The following is a 23,989-nucleotide window of genomic DNA, read 5'->3' as shown; positions in this document are numbered from 1 at the left end:
AGCCCACGTGTCCTGTACTTTCACTTCTACGAACATCGTCGTCACTCCGTCTCCGAACGTCTACCGGGGGATCAAATGCGCGGCTGAAACCGGACCGCCAGCTCAGGCGGTCGCCGCAAACGCGAGCAGATCGCGGTTCAGGCGTTCCGCGTGGGTCAGCATCAACGCATGGGGAGCGCCGTCATAGATGTCGAGCGTGGCGCCTTTGACGAGCCGCGCCGCCGCGCGCGAACTCAGATCGAGCGGCGCGGTCTGATCGTCGCCGCCGTGAACGAACCACGTGGGGATATCGATCCGCGCGAGATCGGCGTGGAAATCCGTGGCCGAAAATGCCGTCACGCAGTCGATCGTCGCCTTCAGTGAAGCCTGCATCGCCATGTTCGAGAACCAGTCGTGCACCGGCTTCGTCACCATCGAATCGGGCCGGTTGCCGCCCGTCACGAGCGGGTTGAAGGCATCGACGAAACTCGCGCGGTCGCGGCGCAGCGCGTCGCGCATGCCTTCGAACACCGCCGGGTCGACGCCCTCCGGGTTGTTCTCGCTACGCTGCAGGCCCGGCGTCACCGATCCGATGAACACCGCCCTCGAGACGCGGCGGGCCCCATGTCTTGCGATGTAACGCGCCACTTCGCCGCCGCCCATCGAAAATCCGACGAGCACCGCATCCTCGAGCGCGAGCGTCTCCAGCACCGCGTGAAGATCGTCGGCGAGCGTGTCGTAGTCGTACCCTGTCCACGGCTGATCCGAGCGGCCGAAGCCGCGGCGATCGTAAGCCACGGCACGAAACCCGTGCGCGGCGAGATGCAGCATTTGCGGGTCCCACATGTCGGCATTGAGCGGCCAGCCGTGAATGAACACCACGGGACGTCCCGCGCCCCAGTCCTTGTAGTAGAGCGACGTGCCGTCGGCCGTGTCGATAAATTTCATCTGCGTTCCCTCATTCGTTTGAACGTGCTCGCGGCAAGCTGTGCGCGAGCCGCGTGCTTACCAGCTAAACTTTGCTTCCACGCCGACGTAGTCCGCGTTGCGCGCGCCGAGCGCGCGGATCGAATCGCCGACTTCGAAGTGCACCGCTTCGAGCGCGAGCGCGACGTTGTCGTTGACGCTCCAGTCCGCTCGAACCTGCCCGTACATGCCGGTCCAGAGATTGCCCTTGCCTGCCGTGCCCGGCACCGTCGCCATGCCCTGGCCGTAGATCGCATCGGCCGTGGTGTCGCGCCACTGGAAGCCGAGCGCGGTGAGCAGCGTCACCTTCGGCGCGAGCCTGAAAGTGACCGACGGCTTCACATGAATCAGGTTGCTGTAGCCGGTGTAGCCCGCGAGCGTGAAGTAGTAGCCGTTGGGAAAGAGCGGATTGAACGTCCCGACGCGGCCGTCGCCGGGATGCCGGTCGCCCGACGCGCCGTCCACCTGCACGCCGATGCGCGGCTTGCCCGGCAGCGCGGCGAACGTGTAGCCGCCCAGCGCGCCGAATGCCCACGCGCCGATCGTGTCGGTGCCCACGTGGCCGGTTTGCAGCATCGCTTCCACGTCCCAGTCGAGCGACGCGTTTTTGCCCGTGTAACGCGCATCGAACACATCGCGCCGCTCGGTGCCGGCCGCGTCGAGAAACCGTGCGTTGTCGCGCGTATAACGCGACCAGTAAGCGGACAGATCGCCCGGCCCCACGCTCGCGCGCTCCACCCGCACGCCACTGAACGTCAGGTGACCGTTCGACACGTCGTCGAAAACCCGCTCGTCGCGATACTGGACCGGCTGCGTCAGATAACCGATGAAGCGCCACTTGCCTAGCTCGTAGTCGGCCCACAGCGCATCGAACGCCTGGCGCACGTTCGGACCGTCGCGCACCGAAACGAAACGCTGCAAGTCGAACGCCATTTCCTGACGGCCGACGCGCGCCTTGAAGGTACCGCCCCCCACGCCACCGACGAACGCGATGAACGCCTGCTCGGTGTCGAGCGGATTGCGGTCGACGGGCGTGACTGAATCCTTGCCGAACGGCCGCGCGTCGACGAACTGGAAGAAGGCCTGCACGTGCGAGCCGAAGCGCGCGTCCGCATGCACCTCGGCACGCTGGATCACCCAGCTGTCCGGCGTCTGGCTCCCGAGGCCGAACAACGGCGTGTTGTTCAGTTCGAAGCGCTCGCGCAGATTCGCGCCCAGCGACAGATACCAGCTGGGGGCGCCCGACAGCGGGATGTACTTCAACGCATCGAGCGGCTTGCGCGGCACGCACGGATTAGCGAGCGCACCCCAGTCCTCCTGCCAGCGATTGAACGATGGAACCGGCCGTTGCGCATCGCAGGCGACGGACGATGCGGCCACCGCCTGCGCGGTTTGCGCATGCGCCGCGCCCGCCTGCAACCCTGCGCACGTGCCGAGCGCGGCGAACATGACGTTCGTGCGCACCGCACGCGCGAGCGCCGTCCCGCGTTTGGCGCGTGATAACTCGCGAGTTCTCATGCCAGTCACTTCACGCGCTGATGCAGTTCCGCGACGTAGCCGCCCGGAAACTCGACCATCGCCGTGCGGCCTTCGACGTTTGGTGCCGGCGCCGCCAGCACCTTCACGTTGGCGGCCTGCGCCTTTGCGAGGGTGGCGTCGAGATCGCCCACCTCGTAGCCGGTGGTTTCGCGGCCATACGGGTACGGCAATTTGCCGTCGGTCACGAACACCAGCATGTTGCCGAAGCCCGACCGGATTCGCGCCCGGCGGATCGTCTCGCCCGGCTTGCCGATCTCCGCGCCATCCGCATGGCGGTTATCGGAAACGATCTTGCCGTGCGAGAAGCGCACGAAGCGCTTGATGAAGTCCTGCGCCTGGTACTTCGACACATAGACGCGGTTGTCCGGCACGTATTCGAGCGCCGCATACGACGGCGCCCTGGTGTGCCAGTACAGCTGCATCGTCAGACCGCCCGGCCACTGAATGATCGCGTCCTTGCCGATCGGATCGTCGAACGGTTCGACGACTACGTCCGCGCCCGCTGCGTGCGCGGCACGCACGGCCTTGTCGATATCGGTCACCAGGTAGCCCGTGCGTTCGTTGCCGAACGGGTAAGGGACCGCCGTCTGGAACGCGAATACCGACAGCATGCCGACCGGCGTCTGCACGTATTGCGAAGCGGTTTTGCTCGCCGTGGGCGTGACCGTGAACACCGCGCGCGGCGAGGCCTTGCCGCCGAAGGTCGCGACGAAGCTGCTGACGAATGCGTCGATGTCTTCGTTCGACACATAGACGTGCGTGGTGTCGTATTGCGGACCCACCGAGACGACCGGCGCAACCGCCGACGTGGGCGAAGCGAGCGGATACTGGCCGTCATCGGCGAAAGCCGGAGCACCGGGCAGCGCCGCGCCGAGCATCGCGAGCGCAATGGTTAGCGCTCTCAAGGGACGATCGAGACGAATGAGTTTCACGTGAGGTTCCTGTTGAAGAAAATGTGCGGTCGGCCGGGCGCTCAGAGCGTGCCTTTCGAATCGGCCTTGCGGCATGCGAGCGTCGCCACCAGCGCGAGCATCGCGAGCGGCAGCAACAGCGCCCAGAACGACGCGGCGAGCCATCCCGCCGCCCCTGCTCCCGCGCCGGCCGCGAATGCGAGCACCGGCGGCAGCGTGGTCGCGAGGCGGCCCCGCGCGATCGCGCGTTCCGCCTGGCTGGTGCCCGGCGCGAACAGATCGAACACGTCGATCACGGCCTGTGTGACATTGCCGGTCATCACGGTATTGGCGACCACGCTGCGCGCGGTCAGCCGGCCGTGCGCGTTCTGCACGCCCATCGAGGCCGCGCCGAGCAGGCCGCAGGCAATCGTCAGCGGCGCGTCCGCGTTGACGATCGGTACCGCAAAGAGACCCGCACCCATGAACGCCGCGAGCAAGACGATTTGCAGAAAATAAAGCGCGCCCACGCGCACGCCATGCGTGCGCTGACGCAGCCTGTCATCGAACAGGCGCGCGCCGACGATACCCGCCACGAAGGCGGGAAACGCGAGCCACTTGATCAGCAGTCCGCTGCCCGCGCCCGCGAGCCCCGAACCGATCAGAATGAAATTGCCGGTGACGTGCGCCGTGAACAGCCCGAACAGCGCGACGAATCCGAGCGTGTCGACATAACCGGCTACGAAAGCGAGCACGGCGTTTTCGCCGCGCAGCGGCTCGAGCGCCGCCTTCGCCTGCGGCGAGCCCAACTCTATGGCTGCTTGCTGCATGACGAGTCGACCTTGTTGGCGCAAGCGGCGGCGGCCTCTTGCGGCGCGCTCGAAGTTTGCGCCTGCGGTGCGCGCCATTGCGCCTGTACGAATGGAATCGCGTGTTCACCGATCACGATGCCGAGCAGGCCGGCCAGCGCGATCAGCGGCGGTGCGGGCGACTGCACGCGCGCGATGTAGTAGAGCAGACCGACCACGAGGCCCGCTCCCAGCGAGATCAGATATGTCATGTTGCGATCCTCGTGCTTCGCGTCCGCGCGAGGCGGACGCGCGCTATACAGCCGTTGGCTTAATGACCCGCGGTCGCGATGCTCAGACGGTTGGTCACGCCGGTGACGCCCGCGACCTGCTGCGCATGCTGCTGCGCGAGGTCGATCTGCGCCGCTTCGGGCACGGAACCTTCCAGCGTGATGGCGCCGGACTTCGCGACAACCGTCATGTGCGAAGCGTCCACGCCGCCTGCCTTGACGATCGCCTTGCGCACGTTGGTGGCGAGATGGCGGTCGACGGCACGCTCGGCCTTCTTTTCGGCCTTGCGCTGTGCGTTGGCCGGATCTTTCGGCGCGGCGGGATGCACCTGAACGGACGGTGCGTAAGCGACTGCCGCGTCGTCGGCGAACACGCTGCCCGCGTAGCCCGTGAACAGAACGATGGCGGCGAGTGCCGCGGCCGGCTTGAGTTTCGAATGCAGTTTCATCGAGTCGATCTCCTTGTTGTTGGGCGAACCATTGGTCGCCGTTAAAAGTTTGACGTGCGCGCGTCCGCGGGAACGTCCCGGCCCAACGTGATCCGGTAGCGCCCCGCTCCGCCGATCGCGACCGTGCCGAACAGGATCAGCAGCATCCACGCGAACTGAGCCTGCTCGAGACTCCAGTCAGGGTGCACGAGCGTGAGGGCAACCGTGGTGACGACGAGAATCGGCAGCGCGGCGAGCCGCGTGAAAACGCCGACGATCATCAGCACCGGACACACGACCTCCGCGAAAATCGCGAAAGCCAGCGTGAAAGCGCTGCCCAGGTGCAGCGGATCCTCGATCGCGCCGAGCTGCGCCCCGATGTGCAGCACCTTTGGCAAGCCATGCACGATCAGCAGAAGCACGCTCGCGCTGACGCGCAAAAACAGCAGCGCGACATCGGCGGCGTTGGAAGTATCAGGACGTTTCATCGTAGTTTTCATCGCAGGTCTGCGCGGCCCGGAACGCGAAGCAGCTCAAGCCGCTTCGCTTGCGTGTTCGCCGAGGATCTGCTTCGCGTAGCGCACGCCGATGCCGTACGCGCTGTGCGCCTTGAAGATGTCCATGCAGCCTTCGTAGGTCTCGCCACGGGCCCAGTCGCGTTGCAGTTCGCACATGAACTGCAGCGAGGTCATCGGCACCGCGCCGGCCTGGATCACGCGCTGGATCGCGCGCTCGTGCGCTTCTTCCGTGATGTCGCCGCATGCGTCGGTCGGCACGTAGATCTCGAAGCCTTCCGCGAGCATCTGAACGGTCGGGAATGCCACGCACACTTCCGTCCACAGACCGGCGATCACGATCTTCTTGCGGCCCGTGGCCTTGATCGCCGCGCGAAAGCCCGCGTCTTCCCACGAGTTCATCGAGGTGCGATCGACCGGCTTGATCTGCGGGAACACCTGCTGCACTTCGGGCAGCAGGTGGCCGCTGAACGAGTCCGCGGCGATCGTCGTGAGGACCGTCGGCACCTTGAACAGCCTGGCGGCCTTCGCGAGGATCTGCACGTTGTGCAGGACGGTGGTGCGCTCGTGCGAGTGCGTGCCGAAGAACATCTGCGGCTGGTGGTCGATCAGCGCGAGTGCGCAGTTCTCGGGGGTCAGCAGTTCAAAAGCCATGGTTGCTCCAGTGAAGGACGAGTGCGGATAAGCGATGCCGCGCGCAGCGGTCATCGAACGGGTGCAGATTACGGATCGCGCGCCTTAAAGTCCTTGGGAAAACCTGAAGCGTTATGAACGCTTCAGGTCAGCCGAGGCGAGCGCGCGAGCGTGGGCTTCAGCCCTTGAGGAAGGCGAGCAGGTCCGCGTTGACCTGGTCGACGTGCGTGCTGCACATGCCGTGCGGAGCGCCCGCATAGACCTTCAGCGTGGCGTTCTTGACGATCTTCGCGGAGAGCTTCGCGGAATCGTCGATCGGCACGATCTGGTCGTCATCGCCGTGCAGAATCAGCGTGGGCACGCTGATCTTCTTCAGGTCTTCCGTGTAGTCGACTTCCGAGAACTGCTTGATGCACTCGTACTGGCCTTTGATCGAACCGGCCATGCCCTGGCGCCAGAAGTCCTGCACGAGACCTTGCGAGACCTTTGCGTTGGGACGGTTGAAGCCGTAGAACGGCGTCGCGAGATCCAGATAGAACTGCGAGCGGTTCGCGGCCACGCCCGCGCGGATGCCGTCGAATACCGACATCGGCAGACCGTTCGGGTTGTTCGCGGACTTCACCATCTGCGGCGGCACCGCACCGATCAGCACGGCTTTGGCAACACGCTTCTCGCCATGGCGACCGATGTAGTGCGCGACTTCGCCGCCGCCCGTGGAGTGACCGACCAGCATCGCGCCCTTCACATCGAGCGCGTCGAGCACGGCGGCCAGATCATCGGCGTAGGTATCCATGTCGTTGCCCTCGGAGGGCTGGCCCGAGCGGCCATGGCCGCGACGGTCGTGCGCGATCACGCGGTAGCCCTGATTCACGAGGAACAGCATCTGTGCGTCCCACGCGTCGGCGCTCAGCGGCCAGCCGTGCGAAAACACCACCGGCGTGCCGGTGCCCCAGTCCTTGAAGTAGATCGGCGTGCCGTCCTTGGCGTTCACATAGCCGCCGCCATGATGATGGCCCGTGCCATGCGCGTGCGATGCGCCTGCCGCTCCCGCGTTGCTTGCCGCGCCGGCCGCGTTGGCGGAAAAGCTGGCCATGGCCGCCGCGGCACCCGCCATGCCGGCGCCGGCGGAAAGCAGGCGGCGGCGTGTGGTCGAAGGAATGGACTTATCGATGTTCTGCGTATTCATGGTGCTTCTCCGTCGTTGCATCGCTGTGCGTGTGGTTAGCGATGAGGTTCGCATTTGCGTGGAAAGCGACGCGGCGCGGACCTCGACTGGGTCGAGGAGCGCCGCATGCAGGACGAAGCTTAAGAACGCGACTCTTCAAAGTCCTTGTGGCGATCTGAAGAGTTCTGAAAATGCGAAAACGCGCGGTGAATGCGGCATCGAAGGTGCGACGACTCTAACTTTTGTCATCGCATGGAAATATTTTTGCGGGTGAGAGCCGACTGGCGGCCGTGAACTCACCACCGCTGCGGCTAGATCGGGTGCTGCCCGATGCGCGCTTCAAGAAACTGCAACAAGGCCCGCACTTTCGTCGAATGCCTGCGATTGGGCAGGTATGCCGCATGGACCACGACATCGCCACTCTGCGGCGTCACCTTCCAGTCAGCGAAGCATCGCATCAGGCGGCCGGAATCGATGTGTTCGTTCACCAGCCAGTCGGGCAATAGTGCGAACCCCTGCTCCGCCAGGACTGCTTGAAGGAGCATATCGAGGCTGTTCGATATCAGTCGCCCGCGCACGTTGACCTTTTCAATTTCCTCCGCGCGCGTGAACGTCCAGATCTGGCGTGCCCGATAGCTTCCGCCATAGGCGATGCGCAGACATTCGCGTTCGGCGAGCTCGGTTGGCTCCTCGGGCATTCCTGCCTTTTTCAGGTACTCGTGGGCCGCAACCACGAAGCGCGGATTGTCGGCCATCTTCCTGACGATGAGATTCGGGTCGCCGCTGGGCAGCCCAATTCGCACAGCCACGTCGATGCGATCGAGCGCGAGATCCACAAAATGATCCGCAACGACGACGTCCAGCGCAACGCGAGGATATTCACGCAGGAAAGCGGCGAGGTGCGGCGCAAGGACGATGCGGTTGTACGTGGACGGCACCGTCACGCGCAACGCGCCAACCGGCGCCGCGCCGCTGTCCAGCACGCTTTCGTCGGCCTCGGCAAGCTCGTCGAGCAGCCTGGAAATCTGCTCGACATACGTCACGCCAGCATCGGTCAGGCTGACACGCCGCGGTGTTCGCGTCAGCAGCGCGGTGCCGAGCGAGTCTTCGAGTGCGTCCATCAAACGCGTGACCGACGATGTTGCCACGCCCAGACGCTGGGCGGCTTTCGCGAAGCCGCCGGCATCAGCCACTTCGAGCAGGGTGTTGAGCGCGAGCAATTTGTCCATGCGGGGGATTATGCCAGCGGAAATCGGGCGGTTCGCACTCTGCGTGCCTTCATCAAGCGCAAGGATTAATGGCGGGCTCAGGACTTTTCAGGTGCGTGATGGCAGCCTACCGTCATCATGACCTTGGCTGTCGAGCGCCGCTCCTCGCGTTGCGTGGCGCGCAATGGGGGATTGCGCGCCGATCCTATTCCGGATCCATCGGCTCGCGCCTAACCTTGGTGCAGTCGCGAACACCAGTTTCGCCGTCGCACAACCCGACGCGAATTCGCGGACTGTATAGCAAGTCGAAACGCGCAGTCGTCAAATAATTTCTTCGCTCAAGGAGCCATCATGTCCACTCCCTCGCGCACGCTCGGCGGCAACGAGCGGCCCGTCAAGCTCACCCAGGGACTCATTGCACTATTCGCATTCAGTTGCGGCGCGATCGTTGCAAACCTGTACTACGCGCAGCCGATTACCGAGCTGATCGGTCCGGCGCTGCATATGTCGGGTGGCACGGCGAGCCTGATCGTTTCGCTCACGCAGATCGGCTACGCGCTCGGTCTGTTTTTCATCGTGCCCCTGGGCGACCTGCTCGAGAACCGCAAGCTGATGATTACGACCGCGGTCGTGTCGATCGCGAGTCTCGCCGCCGCATCGCTGATGCACACGCCCAGCTGGTTTCTGCTGATGTCGCTGCTGATCGGCTTCAGTTCCGTGGCCGTGCAGATCCTGATCCCGCTCGCGGCGCACCTTGCTCCTGATCATTCCCGAGGCCGTATCGTCGGTACGATCATGGGCGGTCTGCTTCTCGGCATCCTGCTGTCCCGACCGCTGTCGAGCATCGTCGCGGACCACTTCGGCTGGCGCGTCGTGTTTGCCGCGGCCGCAGTCGTGATGGCGCTCGTGACGACCGTGCTCGCGCTGACGATTCCGCGCCGGCAACCGGACCATAGCGCCACGTATTCCGCGCTCATCGGCTCGCTGCTGGTGCTCGTGCGAACCATGCCGGTACTGCGCCATCGTGCGCTCTATCAAGGATTGATGTTCGCGTCATTCAGCCTTTTCTGGACTGCGGTTCCGGTTGAGCTCACGCGCCAGTACGGCCTGTCACAGTCGGCGATCGCGCTGTTCTCACTGGTCGGCGCAATCGGTGCGACGTCGGCTCCCGTCGCAGGTCGACTCGCGGACGCGGGACATTCCATTCGCGCCACGTTTGTGGCGCTGATCGTGGCCGCGTTGTCTTATCTGCCGGCACTCGTCCATCCGGCGTCCGGAGTGTTCGGCCTCGTGGTTACCGGGATTGCGCTCGACTTCGCCGTGCAGATGAACATGGTGCTCGGCCAGCGGGAGATCTACGCGCTGCATGCGGCAAGCCGTAACCGCCTCAACGCGCTGTACATGACGAGCATCTTCGTTGGCGGCGCGATCGGGTCCGCGCTTGCGAGCACGCTCTTCGAGCGCGGTGGGTGGCCGTTGGTCGCTGGCGTTGCCCTTGCATTCCCGCTGCTTGCGTTCGTCCACTTTCTGGTGGTTGGACGGCCGCACGCTCTCGGCGAGCGCTAGATCCGGGCGCGTTTCGCCGAGGCCGCACCAGCAGCGCACCAATGACAAAACGCCACGAAAATCGCTTTCGTGGCGTTCTTCTTTGTACCCTGTGCGCGTCGCCCTATGGCGCGACGACGCATCGAGCCCTGCAGCTTCCTGACCCAGTCCCCGCCGTCGTCCCACAAACTATTCTCGTTTTTATCCATCGTTCCTGCGATGAAATCGACTGCACCTGCGGACGCAAGCGCTTTGTAAGCATACAAGGGCGTCTCGTCCCGGCGCCCATACTAGTGTCCTTAGTTGCGAGTAAAACTCGACGCGGCAGTCACGTCAGCGGCCACTCGCCGATCTCGACAATCACCATTGACCGGATATCAGTCCGTCTCGATCCCCAACGCGGTAATCAACCGTTCGCGCCGCGACAGCGCCTGCAAAGATCGCTTCCCCAGATGCGTCGCGACCAGATTGAGCAGGCCTTCGCAAAAGATCAGATAAGCGCCCATGCTATTGCTGAAGAAACTGCTGTCATGCGGAATCAGGAACGCGTGCCGCGCGGGCGGCACCAGTGGAGACGCGAGCGTATCCGTGATCGCGATGACTGTCATACCCGCCTCGGCGGCGGCCTTCGCAGCTTCAGCGACGCTGCGCGTATAAGGCGAGACGCTCGTGACGACCACCACATCGCCCGGGTGCAACTGCGCGAGTCCTTCAGCCACGCCGAGCCCTTGTGCATCGAGCAGCGCGACGTCGGTGCGGATCATCCCGAGCCCATAGCAAAGAAAGCTGGCGAGCGCGCTGAACTGCCGCAAGCCGTGCACGCGCACGCGCGGCGCCCCCGCCAATAGCGCGGCCGCACCGCGCAGATCGTCAGCCGATAGCCGCGCGAGGAACGTCTCCACATTGACGATCGATTCGTGCGCGAGTTGCACGACGACCTCGACCTCGGGCGAGGTTCCGCTATTGACGGGCGTGTGCGCACGCTGCTTTTTCCCTGCAACGAGCCGCTCCGCCTGATTCGTATAGAAATGCCGGTGACGCTCCGCCAGCGAATCGCGAAACACGCTCTGAAAATCCGCGAACCCTGCATAGCCGAGCTTCGTGCTGAGCCGTGTCAGCGTCGACGCATTGACGTCGAGTGCCGTCGCCAGATCGGTGATGGTCCGCACGGCCACTTCCTCCGGCCGTTCGAGCAGCCACGCGAGCACTGCGTGCGCCTTGCCGCCGAGCGACAGACCGGCCTCGTCGCGACCGATGCGCACCACCAGTTCGCGCAGCGCATCGACGCTGCGCGGCGCGTCGGCGACGGCTTCAGGCGCGCTCGCCTCGTCCTTGTTCGCCGGCTTGCGGCGCTTCGTGCGTAGGTTTGTGTCCATTGATCAATCGATATCGCGGCGGCGCCCCGGGTTGCTCATAAACGTCCCATTCTATGTGAGACGCCCTGATCACGATATCAGCGGTTGCGAGCGTGTTTTCGTCGTCGGGATCGGCAGGGTCGGCGCGGTAGATCGGCAGCGATGCGTCGTGCGTGTCGGCGAGGATCGCGAGCGGCTCAGGCGCATGCCCCGCTTCGCGTGCGTCCCGCAACAGCCGATCGCCGCGCGTCTGCCGACTACGCGATGAATCGGTCACGCGCTGGGCGAAGCCGCGCATCGGCGGATGAATCGCGTGATTCGCATGCAACGACGGCTGTGTGATCTCCTGCACGGAACAACCGTGCGCGCTGTACTCGACGCTCAGCAACGGCGCGCTCGCCTGATGCGCAAGCGTCAGATGGAAGCCGCCCGCGCGGGGATTGTCGCGTACCACGGCAACCGCCGCATCGAGATCGCGCGCATCCAGTAACGCGCGCGTGAGCACCATGCGCGGCACGCCCGCCTCGGTCTGGCGCACCCGCAGATTATTCACGGTGACGGCAAGACCCGCGTCCGTCACGGCGAACGTATGGCCCGGCAGCGAGCCCGGATACACGAACGCCGCAAAGCCCGGACTGCCGTCGATCCGACACGCGGCAATCGCGCAATGCCCGGCGAAGCCGGGGTCACCGTCTTCATTGTGAGTGATGCGCTTGCCATCAACCGATGGCAATTGCACCGTCGTGCATCCGTCGGTCGACGCAGCCCACAGGTCGCCGCGACAGTTCCACAGGAACACATCGTCGAAGGGCAGTTCGAGGCCATTGGCAAGCCCCTGCAATTCCGCCCAGATACGCGGAAAGCGCTGCTGCGTATGTGCGCAAAGCGCGGCGGCGAGCGGCGTGCCACGCCATTGCATGACGTCGCGCCAGGCGGCCGATTGCACCAGGTGGCGATGCACGGCCAACGCGCCGAAGCGCCCTAACGCCTCGCCCGCGTCGAACGGCGAGCCGGAGATTTCGATGAATCCAATTGCAGACATGAGTTCGAGATGATCATTCGACGTGTTGAAGGAAATCGCGCAGACGCTGATTCGGCGGATTGTCGAGCAACTGCGCGGGCGGCCCATCGACCGTGATGTGGCCGTGCTCCATGAAGATCAGACGCGTGCCGACCTTGCGCGCGAACGTCATTTCGTGCGTCACGACGACCATCGTCATGCCCTCTTCCGCCAGCGACTGCATCACCCGCAGCACTTCCTGCCGCAGTTCGGGATCGAGCGCCGAAGTCGGCTCGTCGAACAGCATCAGCTTCGGCTTGACGGCCAGCGCACGCGCAATCGCGACGCGTTGCTGCTGACCGCCCGACAACTCGCTTGCATAATGCCCGACGCGGCCCGCGAGGCCGACTTTCGTCAGCAACTCGTGCGCGAGCGTTTCCGCGTCGGACTTGCTCATGCCACGCACCTGACGCGGACCGAACGCGACGTTTTCGAGCGCCGTCAGTTGCGGGAACAGGTTGAACTGCTGAAACACCATGCCCGCTTCGCGGCGAATCTCGCGCACTTTCTTCGAGCCGCCGTGCACGCTGATGCCATCGACGATCAGATCGCCGCCGTCGATTTGCTCCAGCGCGGAGATACAACGCAGCAGCGTCGACTTGCCCGAACCCGACGGACCGATCAGCACCACGACTTCGCCCGCGCGAATGTTCAGGTCGACGCCGTCCAGCACGGTGGTCTGCCCGAAGCGCTTCGTGACCTGCTTGAACTGCACCATATCGAGCGCGCTCATAGTATCCGCATCCTCTTTTCCATCGTGCGCAGACAGAACGTCAGCACACCGATCATGCACAGATAGATTGCGGCCACCGCCGTCCAGATTTCAACGGCCCTAAAATTCGCCGCCATGATTTCCTGAGCCTGACGCGTGAGTTCACCGACGCCGATCACGATGAACAGCGACGTATCTTTCAGGCTCACGATGAACTGGTTGCCAAGCGCAGGCGTCATGCGGCGAATCGCAACGGGCCCGACGACGAATCCGAGCACGCGCCACATCGGCATGCCCAGCGCGAGTCCGGCTTCCTTCAATCCGCGCGGCACCGACAAAAACGAGCCGCGCACGATCTCGGCGATATACGCGCCCGAATTGACGATGATCGACACGATCGCGGCCGTCAACGCATCGACGCGCACGTTAAGCAGCACGGGCAGAGCGAAGTAGATGAACATCACCTGCACGACGATCGGCGTGCCGCGCACGAACTCGACGTACGCGAACGCGATTTTCTGCATCAATGCGTTGCCGTACGCGCGCATCAAGCCAAACAGAAAGCCGACCGCGAGGCCTCCCGCAAGGCCCGCGATGGTGATGAGCACCGTCAGCTTCGCGCCCTGCAATAGTGCCGGTAACGCATCGACGACGACTGACAGATCGAACTGCATGACTTGCCTCCCGCAGCCGTTGCGTTATCAGGACTTCGTCGGCTCGACGCCGAACCACTTCTTGTAGATCGCCGCATAGCGGCCGTCAGCCTTGATCTTCGCGAGCGCCGCATTGACCTTCGGCACGAGCGGGCTGCCCTTCGGGAAGCCGATGCCGTATTGCTGCGCCATCATCTGCGGACCGACCGCCTTCACGTTGCCCTTGCCCGCCGTATTGATGTAGTAGAGAACGTTCGGCGTGTCGTGCATCGCCGCATCGACGCGTCCTGTCTGCAACTCCAGATACGCGTTGTCGATGTTCGGGAACTGGCGCAGATCGGTGCCCGCGAAGTGTGCCTTCGCGTAATCCGCCGCCGACGTCCCCGTCTTGATCGCGAGCGACTTGCCCTTCAGGTCGTCCGGGCCCTTGATCGCGCTGGTGGCCGGCACCATCAGCGTGAAGCCGCTGTCGTAGTAGCCATCCGAGAAGTCGATCACTTTCTTGCGCTCGTCCTTGATCGTGATGCCCGCGAGTGCGACGTCGACGTTATGGGTTTGCAGCGCCGGCAGGATGCCGCTGAAATCCATCGGCTGCAGCTTGTAGTCGAGCTTCAGGTCCTTCGCGATGGCTTCCCAGAGATCGATATCGAAGCCGACGTATTTGTCGCCCTGCTTGAATTCGAACGGCACGAACGCCGTATCGCAGGCGACCAGCAAGGTCTCGGCCCGCGCGGCATGACCGAGGACGGAAACGGCGACGAGTGCAGCCGCGACGAGCTTTGCTACGAGTTTCATGACGACCTCTGCGAGGTGGGGTTGAGGAACGACAGCAAACCGATTTGCGCCGAGTATCTTACCGCAAATTTATTTGTGCAATAGCTAGGCACGCAAATCTGCTTGCAAAGCGGGTATACCCCGATGGGAGATGTCGGACGGAAGGCGCTGGGAGCGGACGCGTGTCTTTGCGCAGAAGTGCATTTGTCCGACGCAATAGGGCATGCGGGATGCTGCGATGCTCTGGGGCGGGACGGCTTTCGCGCGCGGTGTGTGTCGCTAATGAAAGTCGATTGCAAGGGAAAATCTTCACGCGCGACGGAATAACGGTCGATCAATCGCGTTAGCCCTTGTGTTGCAGGTGGCAGCCTGACGATCGGAGCGCGGTTCGGTGCCCGACCCGTCTTGCGCCCGCGCTACTGGCATGAATGCCACCGAATCTGGAGTGATTTTTGAGTCACAACATGGTTCAGCCCGGATGGGTACGGATTACGCACTGGATCAATGCTGTCGCGGTCGTGCTGATGGTCATGAGCGGCTGGCAGATTTACGATGCGTCGCCAATCTTTCCAGCCATTCAGTTTCCACCTTCGATCACACTTGGCGGCTGGCTCGCCGGCGCGCTGCTATGGCATTTCGCCGTGATGTGGCTGCTGGTCGCCAATTTCCTGGTCTATCTCGCGCTGAATCTGGCGTCCGGACGCTTTCGACGCAAACTGCTGCCCGTCAGGCCGAAACAGCTGGCCGCCGATCTGGTCGCCGCGCTGCGCGGGCGCCTGAAACACGACGATCTCGCGCAATACAACTCGGTGCAGAAGCTCGCCTATCTCGTCGTGATCGCCGACATCGTGCTGATCGTGTTGTCGGGGCTCGCCATATGGAAGTCGGTGCAGTTCCCGCTGCTGCGCACGCTGATGGGGGGATATGACAATGCGCGCGTCGTGCACTTCGTATGCATGAGCGTACTGGTGGCGTTTTTCATCGTTCACGTCGCGATGGTCGCGCTCGTGCCGCGCTCGTTACTGCTGATGATACGGGGACGGTAAATCATGACGATCCGAAAACGCACCGCACAACCAGGCACTTTTCTCGCGACGCATGGCGAATCGATCGTCCGCGACGCACAGCGCGAGCTCGAATCGCCCGCGCGCCGCCTGTTCGGCCGGCGGCTGCTGACCCTGGGCGGTATCGCGATGCTGTCCGGTTGCGATCTGACCAACGACAAATCGGTGAACACCGCGCTGCGCCGCATCTCGTTCTTCAACGACCGCGTGCAGGCGCTGCTGTTCGATCCGAACAAGCTGGCGCCCACGTATCCGGAATCGATGATCACGCGGCCGTTTCCGTTCAACGCGTTCTATGAGATCGACGATGTACCCGAGATCGATGCCGCGACCTACCGTCTGCAGGTCAACGGTCTCGCGCACGGCAAGCGCACCTGGTCGCTCGACGAATTGCACGCGCTGCCGCAGGAAAGCCAGATCACGCGTCTTGTCTGCGTCGAAGGATGGAGCGCGATCGGCCGCTGGGGCGGCGTGCGCTTTTCGGAATTCCTGCGTCGCGCGGGGGCGGACACGAGCGCGAAGTACGTGTCGCTGCATTGCGCGGACTACAACTACTGGACCAGCATCGACATGCCGACGGCGCTCCACCCGCAGACGCTGCTCACGCTGACTTACGACGGCGACGTGCTGCCGCCGAAGTATGGCTTTCCGATGAAGCTGCGCGTGCCGACCAAGCTCGGCTTCAAGAATCCCAAGCATGTCGTCGCAATCGAAATCACGAACCAGTATCCGGGAGGCTATTGGGAGAACCAGGGCTACAACTGGTTCAGCGGCTCGTGAAGCAATGCTGTCTTTCCCCGTCCTTCAACCATCCAGTTGGGAGGTTCTATGACACTCCGCATCAAACTTGGCGCAGCCTTTATGGCTGCCGCGTTCGCGAGCGCTGCTTTCGCGCAGGCGCCCGCCACGACGCCCACGCGCATCCGTGGCGAAATCGTGTCGCAAAACGGTGACACGCTCAAGGTCCATCGTCGCAGCGGCGATACCGTGTCGGTCGATGTGAAGCCGGATGTGCGTGTTTCGGCTGTGAAAACGATGCAGCTATCGGATATCAAGCCGGGTACGTTCATTGGCACGGCTGCAACCACCGGCACAGACGGCAAGCTGACGGCAACGGAAGTGGTGGTGTTCCCCGAGTCCGCGCGCGGCACGGGTGAAGGGCATTACGCGTGGGACCTGGGCCCGAAGAGCTCGATGACCAACGCGAACGTCGACTCCGTCGTGCAGAGCACCAACGGCCGCGACCTGAAGCTGTCATACAAGGGCGGCAGCAATGTGGTGACGGTGCCGCCAAACGTGCCCGTCGTCACGTTCACGCCCGCGGAGCACAGCGATCTTACCGCCGGCAAGAAGGTGTTCATCGTCGCAACGCCTGCGTCGCAGGGAAGTTATGTTGCGCAACGCGTCGTGGTCGAAAAGGACGGCGTAGTGCCGCCGATGTGAACGCTGAGCTTCGGCTCGGCGAGCGCCACGCACGGTGTCATATCCCGACGCCGCGCGTGCCGACTGCGTTCGCATACGCATCCAGAATGATCTCAATGGCGTAGCGCCAATAGGCGACGACCTTCGCCCCCCGGCGAAGACCCTAGCTCGCCTGACGCCGCCACGCGCCGGACAGCGACTGACTTCCGAATTCCTCCATGCCGGAACCCCCGAAATTTACTTGACATCTAAACTATCAAAACCTAAATTAACCGCAACGCGGCGTTCATATTGGGGAACCAGCATGCGCATAGTCTGTATCGGGGGCGGTCCGGCCGGTTTGTACTTCGGTCTGTTGATGAAAAAACGCAACCCCGGCTATGAAGTCACGGTGATCGAGCGCAACCGCCCCTACGACACCTTCGGCTGGGGCGTCGTGTTCTCCGATCAGACGCTCGGCAATCTGCGCGCCGCCGACGCCCCGAGCGCCGAGGCGATTCTCGACGCGTTCAATCACTGGGACGACATCGAGATCCACTTCCGCGGCCGCAGCGTACGTTCGTCGGGCCACGGCTTTTGCGGCATCGGTCGCAAACGCCTGCTGAATATCCTGCAGGCGCGTTGCGAAGAACTCGGCGTGAAGCTCGTGTTCGAAATCCAGGTCGTGGACGACAGCGCATACGACGCGGACCTGATCATCGCGAGCGACGGGCTGAACAGCGCCGTGCGCCAGAAATACGCGCACACCTACCAGCCGGACATCGACTTGCGCGACTGCCGCTTCGTGTGGCTCGGCACGAAGAAGCTGTTCGACGCGTTCACGTTCGCGTTCGAGCAAACCGAATTCGGCTGGTTCCAGGCGCACGCCTACCGCTTCGACGATCAAACCTCGACGTTCATCGTCGAAACACCGGAACGCGTGTGGCGCGCCGCCGGTCTCGACGAAATGAGCAAGGAAGACAGCATCGCGTTCTGCGAGAAGCTCTTCGCGAAATACCTCGACGGCAATGCGCTGATGTCGAACGCCGCGCATCTGCGCGGCTCGTCGCAATGGATCCGTTTTCCGCGCGTCGTCAACAAGGAGTGGGTGCATTGGCGCCGCAATGCGAACGGCACACGAACGCCGATCGCGCTGATGGGAGACGCCGCGCATACCGCGCACTTCTCGATCGGCTCGGGCACCAAGCTCGCGCTCGAAGACGCGATCGAACTCGCGAACAGCATCAGCGCGCATCCGGGTTCGCATCCCGACGATCTGGCCGCAGCGTTGAAGCACTACACCGAAGTACGCAGCGTCGACGTGCTGCGCATCCAGAACGCCGCGCGCAATTCGACCGAATGGTTCGAGCACGTCGATCGCTATACGTCGTTCGAGCCGGAACAGTTCGCCTATTCGCTGCTCACGCGCTCGCAGCGCATCTCGCACGAAAACCTGCGCGAGCGCGATTCGCAATATCTGTCCGGCTTCGAAGACTGGCTCGCGAGGCGCGCGGGCGTGGAGCGCGCGGCGGACAAACATTCGATTCCGCCGATGTTCACGCCCTTCAAGGTGCGCGGCGTCACGCTGAAAAATCGCGTGATGGTGTCGCCGATGGCGCAGTACTCGGCGGTCGACGGCGTGGCCGGCGACTATCACCTGATGCATCTCGGTGCGCGCGCAATGGGCGGCGCCGCGCTCGTGATGACCGAGATGACCTGCGTGTCGCCCGAAGCCCGCATCACGCCGGGATGCCCCGGCATGTATGCGCCCGAGCATCAGTCCGCGTGGAAGCGCATCGTCGATCTGGTGCATCTGCAGTCGGATGCGAAGATCGGCATCCAGCTCGGCCATTCGGGCGCGAAAGGTTCGACGCGCGTCGCGTGGGAGGGCATCGACCAGCCACTCGACGAAGGCAACTGGCCCCTCGTCTCGGCGTCGCCGCAGCAGTATCTGCGCGGTATCAGCCAGCATTCGCGCGAAGCCACGCATGACGAATTGCACGAAATCGAGCAGCAGTTCGTGAAGGCGACCCGCATGTCGATCGAAGCGGGTTTCGACTGGCTCGAATTGCACTGCGCGCACGGCTATTTCCTGTCGAGCTTCCTGTCGCCGCTGACGAATCACCGTACCGACGAATACGGCGGCTCGCTCGAAAACCGTCTGCGCTATCCGCTGCAGGTATTCAGCGCGATCCGCGCGGTGTGGCCAAAGGACAAGCCGATCTCGGTACGGATTTCCGCGCACGACTGGGTCGAAGGCGGCAACACGCCCGACGACGCCGTGAAGATCGCGCAAGCTTTCAAGGCGGCCGGCGCGGACATGATCGACGTGTCGTCGGGCCAGGTCAGCAAGGAAGAAAAGCCCGTGTTCGGCCGCATGTTCCAGACGCCGTTCGCCGATCGCGTGCGCAACGAAGCCGGCATCGCAACGATCGCGGTCGGCGCGATTTCCGAAGCGGATCACGTCAACAGCATCATCGCCGCTGGCCGCGCGGACCTGTGCGCGATCGCACGTCCGCATCTCGCGAATCCGTCGTGGACGTTGAACGAAGCGGCGAAGATCGGCTATCTCGACATCGCGTGGCCCAAGCCCTACACCGCCGCGAAAATGCAGCTCGAACGCAACCTCGAACGCGAGCGCGCGCAGGCCATCGCCAACGCCGGCCTGACGGCACAACAACGCGCGCAACGCGCCGAAGGAACCGTGTGAACACGTTTGACACCTCTCTCGCCGGACAACACGCGGTCGTCACCGGCGGCGGCAGCGGCATCGGCGCGGCCATCGCGCAGGCGCTGCTGCGCGCCGGCGCGCGCGTCACGCTGATGGGCCGCAATGCACAACGCCTCGAAGCGCAGCGCGAACAATGCGCGGCGCTCGGCGACGTCGCGTGCATCAGCGTGGACGTCACGCAGGAAGAGTCGGTGGCGCGCGCATTCGGCGAGGCGGGCGCCGTCGATATCCTCGTCAACAACGCAGGCCAGGCGCAGGCCGCGCCGTTCACGCACACCGATATCGCGCTGTGGCAGCGCATGCTCGACGTGAATCTGACCGGCGTGTTTCTCGGCACCCGCGCTGTACTGCCGGGCATGCTCGAGCGTGGCTATGGCCGTATCGTCAACGTCGCGAGCACCGCGGGGCAGATCGGCTATGCGTACGTCGCCGCGTATTGCGCCGCCAAGCACGGCGTGATCGGTCTCACGCGCTCGCTCGCGCTCGAAACCGCGACGCGCGGCATCACCGTCAACGCAGTGTGCCCCGGCTACACCGAAACCGAGCTGCTGCATGCATCGCTCGAACAGATCACGAGCAAGACCTCGCGCACTGAAGCACAGGCGCGCGAAACGCTGCTGCGTTCGAATCCGCAGCGCCGCTTCGTGAGCCCGGAGCAGGTCGCGAACGCAGTGTTGTGGCTGTGCCGCCCCGGCTCGGATGCGATCACGGGGCAATCCATTTCCATTTCGGGTGGGGAAGTAACGTGAGCAAATCAACGCAAGCAAAAAAGTCTGTATCGGATGCGAAACCGTCGCGCAAAGGCGTCGCCCAACCCGCGGAGAACGTCGTGGACCTCGAAATGAGCACCGGTGCGGACAGCCACATGGGTCTGCGTCTGTGGTTGCGCATGCTGACCACCACCAATCTCGTGCAAGCCGAATTGCGCAAACGTCTGCGCACCGAATTCGACACCACGTTGCCGCGTTTCGATCTGATGGCGCAACTCGAACGACATCCCGAAGGCCTGAGGATGACCGAGTTGTCGCGCCGTTTGATGGTGACGGGGGGCAACGTCACCGGCATCACCGATCAGCTCGAAAAAGAGGGGCTCGTCACGCGCGACACCGATCCGAACGACCGCCGCTCGATCAGCGTGTGCCTGACGCCCGCTGGCCGCAAGGCGTTCGACAAAATGGCCGTCGCGCACGAGCAATGGGTCGTCGAAATGTTCGGCGGCCTGAGCCTCGACGAAAAGATGAAGACCCATCAGGACCTCGGCAAACTCAAGCGGCATCTGCTCGACAGCCTGAAAGGCTGACTTCGCACTGGAGGCATACATGACACGATCCACCGCCGACGCACTGTTGGCCGGCAACCGCCTGAGCCTGGCTGGCTACGAGGCGAAGCACTTCGGCTGGTCGGTGACCAGCAAGGTCGCGACGATCACGCTGAGCCGCCCCGAGCGCAAGAACCCGCTGACCTTCGAATCGTATGCGGAGTTGCGCGACCTGTTCCGCGACCTCGCGTATGCGACAGACGTGAAGGCCGTCGTGTTGCACGGCGCGGGCGAAAACTTCTGCTCGGGCGGCGACGTGCACGACATCATCGCGCCGCTGATCGATCTGCCGATGCCCGAGCTGTTGCTGTTCACGCGCATGACCGGCGACCTCGTCAAGGCCATGCGCCATTGCCCGCAGCCGATCATCGCGGCCGTCGACGGTGTCTGCGCGGGCGCCGGCGCAATCCTCGCGATGGCTTCCGATCTGCGCTTCGGCACCGCGCGCAGCAAGCTCGCGTTCCTGTTCACGCGCGTCGGCCTCGCCGGTTGCGACATGGGCGCATGCGCGATGCTGCCGCGCATCATCGGCCAGGGACGCGCGGCCGAGCTGCTGTTCACCGGCCGCTCGGCAAGCGGCGACGAAGCTCACGCATGGGGCTTTTACAACCGCTTGTGCGACCCGGCCGCGCTCATCGGAGAAGCGCACAAGCTCGCCGCCGATCTCGCGTCCGGCCCGACCTTCGCGCACGGAATGACGAAGAAGATGCTGCACCAGGAATGGAGCATGAGCATCGACGAAGCGATCGAATCCGAAGCGCAGGCGCAGGCGATCTGCATGGGCACGCGCGACTTCGAGCGCGCGTACGATGCATTCGCGGCGAAGTCGCGTCCGGTGTTCGAAGGAGACTGAGTTGAGCGCCGATCATCAGAACACGCCGGTCGATTTGCATAGCCCGCTCGCGTGGCCGTTTTTCGAGCCGCGTCATCGCGAACTCGCGGCCGGCATCGACGCGTGGTGCCGCGCGAATCTCAAGCATCAAGACCATCGCGACACCGACGCGACCTGCCGCCTGCTGGTGCGTGAACTCGGTGAGGCCGGCTGGCTGAAATACGGCGTCGGTGGCGTCGCTTATGGCGGCCACGGCGACACGATCGATACGCGCGCCGTGTGTCTGCTACGCGAAACGCTCGCGCGCTACTCGGGCCTCGCCGACTTCGCACTGGCAATGCAAGGCCTCGGCTCGGGCGCGATCTCGCTCGCCGGCACGCATGAACAGAAATCGCGCTATCTGCCGCGTGTCGCGAGCGGCACGGCGATCGCCGCGTTCGCGCTGTCGGAGCCGCAAGCGGGCTCGGACGTCGCGGCGATGGCGCTGGCCGCGCGCGAACAGGGCGACCACTACGTGCTCGACGGCGAGAAGACGTGGATTTCGAACGGCGGCATCGCGGACTTCTACGTGGTGTTCGCGCGCACCGGCGAGGCGCCAGGGGCGCGCGGCATCAGCGCGTTCATCGTGGATGCAGAAACGCCGGGCCTCGACATCGCCGAGCGCATCGACGTGATCGCGCCGCATCCGCTCGCGCGTCTGCGCTTTGCGAACGCGCGGGTGCCGAAGAGCCAGATGCTCGGCGCGCCCGGCGAAGGCTTCAAGATCGCGATGCGCACGCTCGATATTTTCCGCACCTCGGTGGCGGCCGCATCGCTCGGCTTTGCGCGTTGTGCGATGGCCGAAGGTCTCGCGCGCGCGGCGTCGCGCAAGATGTTCGGCCAGACGCTCGGCGACTTCCAGTTGACGCAGGCGAAGCTCGCGCAGATGGCGCTGACGATCGACAGCAGCGCGCTGCTCGTCTATCGCGCCGCGTGGCTGCGCGACCAGGGCGAAAGCGTCACGCGCGAAGCCGCGATGGCGAAGTGGCACGCGAGCGAAGGCGCGCAGCAGGTGATCGACGCAGCCGTACAGCTATACGGCGGCATGGGCGTGCAAAGCGGCAGCGCAGTCGAGATGCTGTACCGCGAGATCCGCGCGCTGCGCATCTACGAAGGCGCGACCGAGGTGCAGCAGTTGATCGTCGGCCGCGATCTGTTGAAGGCGTATGCCGCGGCGAACGGGAGCGCGCAATGAGCACATCGTTCGAGCGGCCCGTGCGCATCCGCTTCTCGCACTGCGATCCCGCGGGCATCGTGTATTTTCCGCAGTACCTCGTGATGACCAACGCGCTCGTCGAAGACTGGTTCAACGAGGGCCTGCGCATCGACTATGCGCACATGATCGCGCGGCGCCGCATCGGCCTGCCGATCGTCAAGCTCGACTGCGAGTTCTCGCGGCCGAGCCAGATGGGCGAAACGATCCTGCTCGCGCTCGAAGTCCACACCATCGGCCGCAGTTCTCTCCGCATCGAAATTCACGGGCATTGCAACGGCGAAACGCGCTTTCGTTCGAAACAGGTGCTCGTGTTCATGTCGTTCGAAAGCGGCAAATCGATCGACATTCCCGGCGACATCGCGAGCGCGCTCGCGGCGTACGCTCCATCGCCCTCCTCCATCGAGGCTCAGCGCTGATGAAAAAAGCTCTCCTTCCCGCCGGCTGGGCCAAACCGCGCGGCTATGCGAACGGCGTCGCGGCGAGCGGCACGCAGGTGTTCATCGCCGGCCAGATCGGCTGGGACGAACAGGCGCAGTTCCAATCAGACGACTTCGCGCAGCAGTCCGAGCAGGCGCTGAAGAATCTGCTCGCCGTGCTGCGCGAAGCGGGCGGCAAGCCCGAACATCTGGTGCGCCTCACGTGGTACGTGACCGACAAGCGCGAGTACCTCGCATCGCTGAAGGACATCGGCCGTGTGTTTCGCGAGCTGATCGGCGACTACGACATCGCGATGAGCGCGGTACAGGTCGTCGCGCTGATGGAAGACCGCGCGAAGGTCGAGATCGAGGCCACCGCGGTGATTCCGCACTGAACGTCCCACAGGTACCGAACGCACAGGCAAGCCCCTCACACCGAACGAAGCGCATTTTCCGGCTCAACGCCCCGGGA

General features: G+C 64.0%; 27 protein-coding genes. 11 read left to right on the top strand and 16 right to left on the bottom strand.

The genetic code is table 11. The features are described from left to right. Positions 1-102: 102 nt before the first annotated feature. The 10 genes from ACLFKU_RS19195 to ACLFKU_RS19150 all read right to left on the bottom strand — a co-directional run bounded on the left by ACLFKU_RS19195 (position 103) and on the right by ACLFKU_RS19150 (position 8,422). Positions 103-927 carry an alpha/beta fold hydrolase gene (locus ACLFKU_RS19195; protein ID WP_410850134.1) on the bottom strand — a complete coding sequence of 275 codons (825 nt, stop codon included), beginning with the start codon at positions 925-927 and terminating at the stop codon, positions 103-105. A 57-nt stretch (positions 928-984) separates the two neighbouring features. Then, positions 985-2,463, bottom strand: coding sequence for an alginate export family protein (locus tag ACLFKU_RS19190; protein WP_410850133.1), 1,479 nt, complete (start codon positions 2,461-2,463; stop codon positions 985-987). Positions 2,464-2,468: 5 nt separating this feature from the next. Further along, the gene (locus ACLFKU_RS19185) at positions 2,469-3,362 is read right to left on the bottom strand and encodes a VOC family protein (RefSeq protein ID WP_410842412.1); all 894 of its coding nucleotides are present in this window, start codon (positions 3,360-3,362) and stop codon (positions 2,469-2,471) included. Between the two features lie 95 nt (positions 3,363-3,457). Continuing rightward, the gene (locus tag ACLFKU_RS19180; protein WP_368583177.1) at positions 3,458-4,204 is read right to left on the bottom strand and encodes a YoaK family protein; all 747 of its coding nucleotides are present in this window, start codon (positions 4,202-4,204) and stop codon (positions 3,458-3,460) included. Beyond that, positions 4,186-4,434, bottom strand: coding sequence for a DUF1427 family protein (locus ACLFKU_RS19175; protein WP_410850132.1), 249 nt, complete (start codon positions 4,432-4,434; stop codon positions 4,186-4,188). The genes ACLFKU_RS19180 and ACLFKU_RS19175 overlap by 19 nt, the downstream gene beginning before the upstream one ends. 59 nt (positions 4,435-4,493) lie before the next feature. Then, complete coding sequence (locus ACLFKU_RS19170; RefSeq protein ID WP_410850131.1) at positions 4,494-4,901, bottom strand: BON domain-containing protein; 408 nt, start codon at positions 4,899-4,901, stop codon at positions 4,494-4,496. 41 nt (positions 4,902-4,942) lie between these two features. Further along, positions 4,943-5,368 (bottom strand): DoxX family protein, encoded by a 426-nt coding sequence (locus tag ACLFKU_RS19165; RefSeq protein ID WP_410850130.1) that lies wholly within the window; start codon positions 5,366-5,368, stop codon positions 4,943-4,945. 45 nt (positions 5,369-5,413) lie between these two features. Next, complete coding sequence (locus ACLFKU_RS19160; RefSeq protein WP_013092691.1) at positions 5,414-6,049, bottom strand: hydrolase; 636 nt, start codon at positions 6,047-6,049, stop codon at positions 5,414-5,416. 157 nt (positions 6,050-6,206) lie between these two features. Next, positions 6,207-7,214 carry an alpha/beta fold hydrolase gene (locus ACLFKU_RS19155; RefSeq protein WP_368583181.1) on the bottom strand — a complete coding sequence of 336 codons (1,008 nt, stop codon included), beginning with the start codon at positions 7,212-7,214 and terminating at the stop codon, positions 6,207-6,209. A gap of 290 nt (positions 7,215-7,504) precedes the next feature. Continuing rightward, positions 7,505-8,422, bottom strand: coding sequence for a LysR family transcriptional regulator (locus ACLFKU_RS19150; RefSeq protein ID WP_410850129.1), 918 nt, complete (start codon positions 8,420-8,422; stop codon positions 7,505-7,507). Between the two features lie 330 nt (positions 8,423-8,752). Here ACLFKU_RS19150 and ACLFKU_RS19145 point away from each other — a divergent pair, with 330 nt between their 5' ends. Then, the gene (locus ACLFKU_RS19145) at positions 8,753-9,967 is read left to right on the top strand and encodes an MFS transporter (RefSeq protein WP_410850128.1); all 1,215 of its coding nucleotides are present in this window, start codon (positions 8,753-8,755) and stop codon (positions 9,965-9,967) included. Here the strand turns inward: ACLFKU_RS19145 and ACLFKU_RS19140 are convergent. From ACLFKU_RS19140 to glnH, 6 genes are all read right to left on the bottom strand, one after another. Beyond that, positions 9,964-10,212, bottom strand: coding sequence for a hypothetical protein (locus tag ACLFKU_RS19140; protein ID WP_410850127.1), 249 nt, complete (start codon positions 10,210-10,212; stop codon positions 9,964-9,966). The two genes, ACLFKU_RS19145 and ACLFKU_RS19140, sit on opposite strands and share 4 nt — an antisense overlap. 111 nt (positions 10,213-10,323) lie before the next feature. Continuing rightward, a complete protein-coding gene (locus tag ACLFKU_RS19135) occupies positions 10,324-11,322 on the bottom strand; it encodes a MurR/RpiR family transcriptional regulator (protein ID WP_410850126.1) in 999 nt (332 codons plus the stop codon). Further along, entirely contained in the window at positions 11,258-12,343 is a 1,086-nt protein-coding gene (locus tag ACLFKU_RS19130) for a C45 family autoproteolytic acyltransferase/hydolase (RefSeq protein WP_410850125.1), read from the bottom strand. The genes ACLFKU_RS19135 and ACLFKU_RS19130 overlap by 65 nt, the downstream gene beginning before the upstream one ends. A gap of 13 nt (positions 12,344-12,356) precedes the next feature. Further along, the gene (glnQ, locus tag ACLFKU_RS19125; protein ID WP_410850124.1) at positions 12,357-13,094 is read right to left on the bottom strand and encodes a glutamine ABC transporter ATP-binding protein GlnQ; all 738 of its coding nucleotides are present in this window, start codon (positions 13,092-13,094) and stop codon (positions 12,357-12,359) included. Then, on the bottom strand, positions 13,091-13,747 hold the full coding sequence (glnP, locus tag ACLFKU_RS19120) for a glutamine ABC transporter permease GlnP (protein ID WP_410850123.1): 657 nt from the start codon (positions 13,745-13,747) through the stop codon (positions 13,091-13,093). Before glnP ends, glnQ begins: the two co-directional genes overlap by 4 nt. 27 nt (positions 13,748-13,774) lie before the next feature. After that, a complete protein-coding gene (gene glnH, locus ACLFKU_RS19115; protein ID WP_368583188.1) occupies positions 13,775-14,521 on the bottom strand; it encodes a glutamine ABC transporter substrate-binding protein GlnH in 747 nt (248 codons plus the stop codon). 443 nt (positions 14,522-14,964) lie between these two features. On the opposite strand from glnH, the gene ACLFKU_RS19110 reads away from it, so the two are divergent. From ACLFKU_RS19110 to ACLFKU_RS19065, 10 genes are all read left to right on the top strand, one after another. Further along, the gene (locus ACLFKU_RS19110; protein WP_410850122.1) at positions 14,965-15,546 is read left to right on the top strand and encodes a cytochrome b/b6 domain-containing protein; all 582 of its coding nucleotides are present in this window, start codon (positions 14,965-14,967) and stop codon (positions 15,544-15,546) included. 3 nt (positions 15,547-15,549) lie between these two features. Continuing rightward, complete coding sequence (locus tag ACLFKU_RS19105) at positions 15,550-16,344, top strand: molybdopterin-dependent oxidoreductase (RefSeq protein ID WP_368583190.1); 795 nt, start codon at positions 15,550-15,552, stop codon at positions 16,342-16,344. A 48-nt stretch (positions 16,345-16,392) separates the two neighbouring features. Continuing rightward, positions 16,393-17,007, top strand: coding sequence for a hypothetical protein (locus tag ACLFKU_RS19100; protein ID WP_368583191.1), 615 nt, complete (start codon positions 16,393-16,395; stop codon positions 17,005-17,007). 283 nt (positions 17,008-17,290) lie between these two features. Next, the gene (locus ACLFKU_RS19095; RefSeq protein ID WP_410850121.1) at positions 17,291-19,675 is read left to right on the top strand and encodes a bifunctional salicylyl-CoA 5-hydroxylase/oxidoreductase; all 2,385 of its coding nucleotides are present in this window, start codon (positions 17,291-17,293) and stop codon (positions 19,673-19,675) included. Beyond that, entirely contained in the window at positions 19,672-20,445 is a 774-nt protein-coding gene (locus ACLFKU_RS19090; protein ID WP_368583193.1) for an SDR family NAD(P)-dependent oxidoreductase, read from the top strand. Before ACLFKU_RS19095 ends, ACLFKU_RS19090 begins: the two co-directional genes overlap by 4 nt. Next, positions 20,442-20,996, top strand: coding sequence for a MarR family winged helix-turn-helix transcriptional regulator (locus ACLFKU_RS19085; protein WP_410850120.1), 555 nt, complete (start codon positions 20,442-20,444; stop codon positions 20,994-20,996). The genes ACLFKU_RS19090 and ACLFKU_RS19085 overlap by 4 nt, the downstream gene beginning before the upstream one ends. A 19-nt stretch (positions 20,997-21,015) precedes the next feature. Then, positions 21,016-21,867: an enoyl-CoA hydratase family protein gene (locus ACLFKU_RS19080; protein ID WP_410850119.1), complete on the top strand. Its 852-nt coding sequence runs from the start codon at positions 21,016-21,018 to the stop codon at positions 21,865-21,867. Position 21,868: 1 nt separating this feature from the next. Further along, complete coding sequence (locus ACLFKU_RS19075) at positions 21,869-23,080, top strand: acyl-CoA dehydrogenase family protein (protein ID WP_410850118.1); 1,212 nt, start codon at positions 21,869-21,871, stop codon at positions 23,078-23,080. Beyond that, positions 23,077-23,517, top strand: coding sequence for an acyl-CoA thioesterase (locus ACLFKU_RS19070; protein WP_368583197.1), 441 nt, complete (start codon positions 23,077-23,079; stop codon positions 23,515-23,517). The genes ACLFKU_RS19075 and ACLFKU_RS19070 overlap by 4 nt, the downstream gene beginning before the upstream one ends. Beyond that, complete coding sequence (locus tag ACLFKU_RS19065; protein WP_368583198.1) at positions 23,517-23,912, top strand: RidA family protein; 396 nt, start codon at positions 23,517-23,519, stop codon at positions 23,910-23,912. Before ACLFKU_RS19070 ends, ACLFKU_RS19065 begins: the two co-directional genes overlap by 1 nt. Positions 23,913-23,989: the final 77 nt, after the last annotated feature.

Origin of the sequence: Paraburkholderia sp. EG304 (assembly GCF_046543485.1) — a bacterium.
Lineage (GTDB): Bacteria > Pseudomonadota > Gammaproteobacteria > Burkholderiales > Burkholderiaceae > Paraburkholderia > Paraburkholderia youngii.
This window is presented reverse-complemented; position numbering and strand designations above follow the sequence as displayed.

Coding starts and splice junctions, on each gene's coding strand:
- ACLFKU_RS19150 (WP_410850129.1), bottom strand. CDS start 8,422: ATGGACAAATTGCTCGCGCTCAACACCCTGCTCGAAGTGGCTGATGCC.
- glnQ (WP_410850124.1), bottom strand. CDS start 13,094: ATGAGCGCGCTCGATATGGTGCAGTTCAAGCAGGTCACGAAGCGCTTC.
- ACLFKU_RS19160 (WP_013092691.1), bottom strand. CDS start 6,049: ATGGCTTTTGAACTGCTGACCCCCGAGAACTGCGCACTCGCGCTGATC.
- ACLFKU_RS19080 (WP_410850119.1), top strand. CDS start 21,016: ATGACACGATCCACCGCCGACGCACTGTTGGCCGGCAACCGCCTGAGC.
- ACLFKU_RS19175 (WP_410850132.1), bottom strand. CDS start 4,434: ATGACATATCTGATCTCGCTGGGAGCGGGCCTCGTGGTCGGTCTGCTC.
- ACLFKU_RS19155 (WP_368583181.1), bottom strand. CDS start 7,214: ATGAATACGCAGAACATCGATAAGTCCATTCCTTCGACCACACGCCGC.
- ACLFKU_RS19145 (WP_410850128.1), top strand. CDS start 8,753: ATGTCCACTCCCTCGCGCACGCTCGGCGGCAACGAGCGGCCCGTCAAG.
- ACLFKU_RS19170 (WP_410850131.1), bottom strand. CDS start 4,901: ATGAAACTGCATTCGAAACTCAAGCCGGCCGCGGCACTCGCCGCCATC.
- ACLFKU_RS19190 (WP_410850133.1), bottom strand. CDS start 2,463: ATGAGAACTCGCGAGTTATCACGCGCCAAACGCGGGACGGCGCTCGCG.
- ACLFKU_RS19110 (WP_410850122.1), top strand. CDS start 14,965: ATGGTTCAGCCCGGATGGGTACGGATTACGCACTGGATCAATGCTGTC.
- ACLFKU_RS19135 (WP_410850126.1), bottom strand. CDS start 11,322: ATGGACACAAACCTACGCACGAAGCGCCGCAAGCCGGCGAACAAGGAC.
- glnH (WP_368583188.1), bottom strand. CDS start 14,521: ATGAAACTCGTAGCAAAGCTCGTCGCGGCTGCACTCGTCGCCGTTTCC.
- ACLFKU_RS19105 (WP_368583190.1), top strand. CDS start 15,550: ATGACGATCCGAAAACGCACCGCACAACCAGGCACTTTTCTCGCGACG.
- ACLFKU_RS19070 (WP_368583197.1), top strand. CDS start 23,077: ATGAGCACATCGTTCGAGCGGCCCGTGCGCATCCGCTTCTCGCACTGC.
- ACLFKU_RS19185 (WP_410842412.1), bottom strand. CDS start 3,362: ATGCTCGGCGCGGCGCTGCCCGGTGCTCCGGCTTTCGCCGATGACGGC.
- ACLFKU_RS19130 (WP_410850125.1), bottom strand. CDS start 12,343: ATGTCTGCAATTGGATTCATCGAAATCTCCGGCTCGCCGTTCGACGCG.
- ACLFKU_RS19095 (WP_410850121.1), top strand. CDS start 17,291: ATGCGCATAGTCTGTATCGGGGGCGGTCCGGCCGGTTTGTACTTCGGT.
- ACLFKU_RS19180 (WP_368583177.1), bottom strand. CDS start 4,204: ATGCAGCAAGCAGCCATAGAGTTGGGCTCGCCGCAGGCGAAGGCGGCG.
- ACLFKU_RS19165 (WP_410850130.1), bottom strand. CDS start 5,368: ATGAAACGTCCTGATACTTCCAACGCCGCCGATGTCGCGCTGCTGTTT.
- ACLFKU_RS19065 (WP_368583198.1), top strand. CDS start 23,517: ATGAAAAAAGCTCTCCTTCCCGCCGGCTGGGCCAAACCGCGCGGCTAT.
- glnP (WP_410850123.1), bottom strand. CDS start 13,747: ATGCAGTTCGATCTGTCAGTCGTCGTCGATGCGTTACCGGCACTATTG.
- ACLFKU_RS19100 (WP_368583191.1), top strand. CDS start 16,393: ATGACACTCCGCATCAAACTTGGCGCAGCCTTTATGGCTGCCGCGTTC.
- ACLFKU_RS19195 (WP_410850134.1), bottom strand. CDS start 927: ATGAAATTTATCGACACGGCCGACGGCACGTCGCTCTACTACAAGGAC.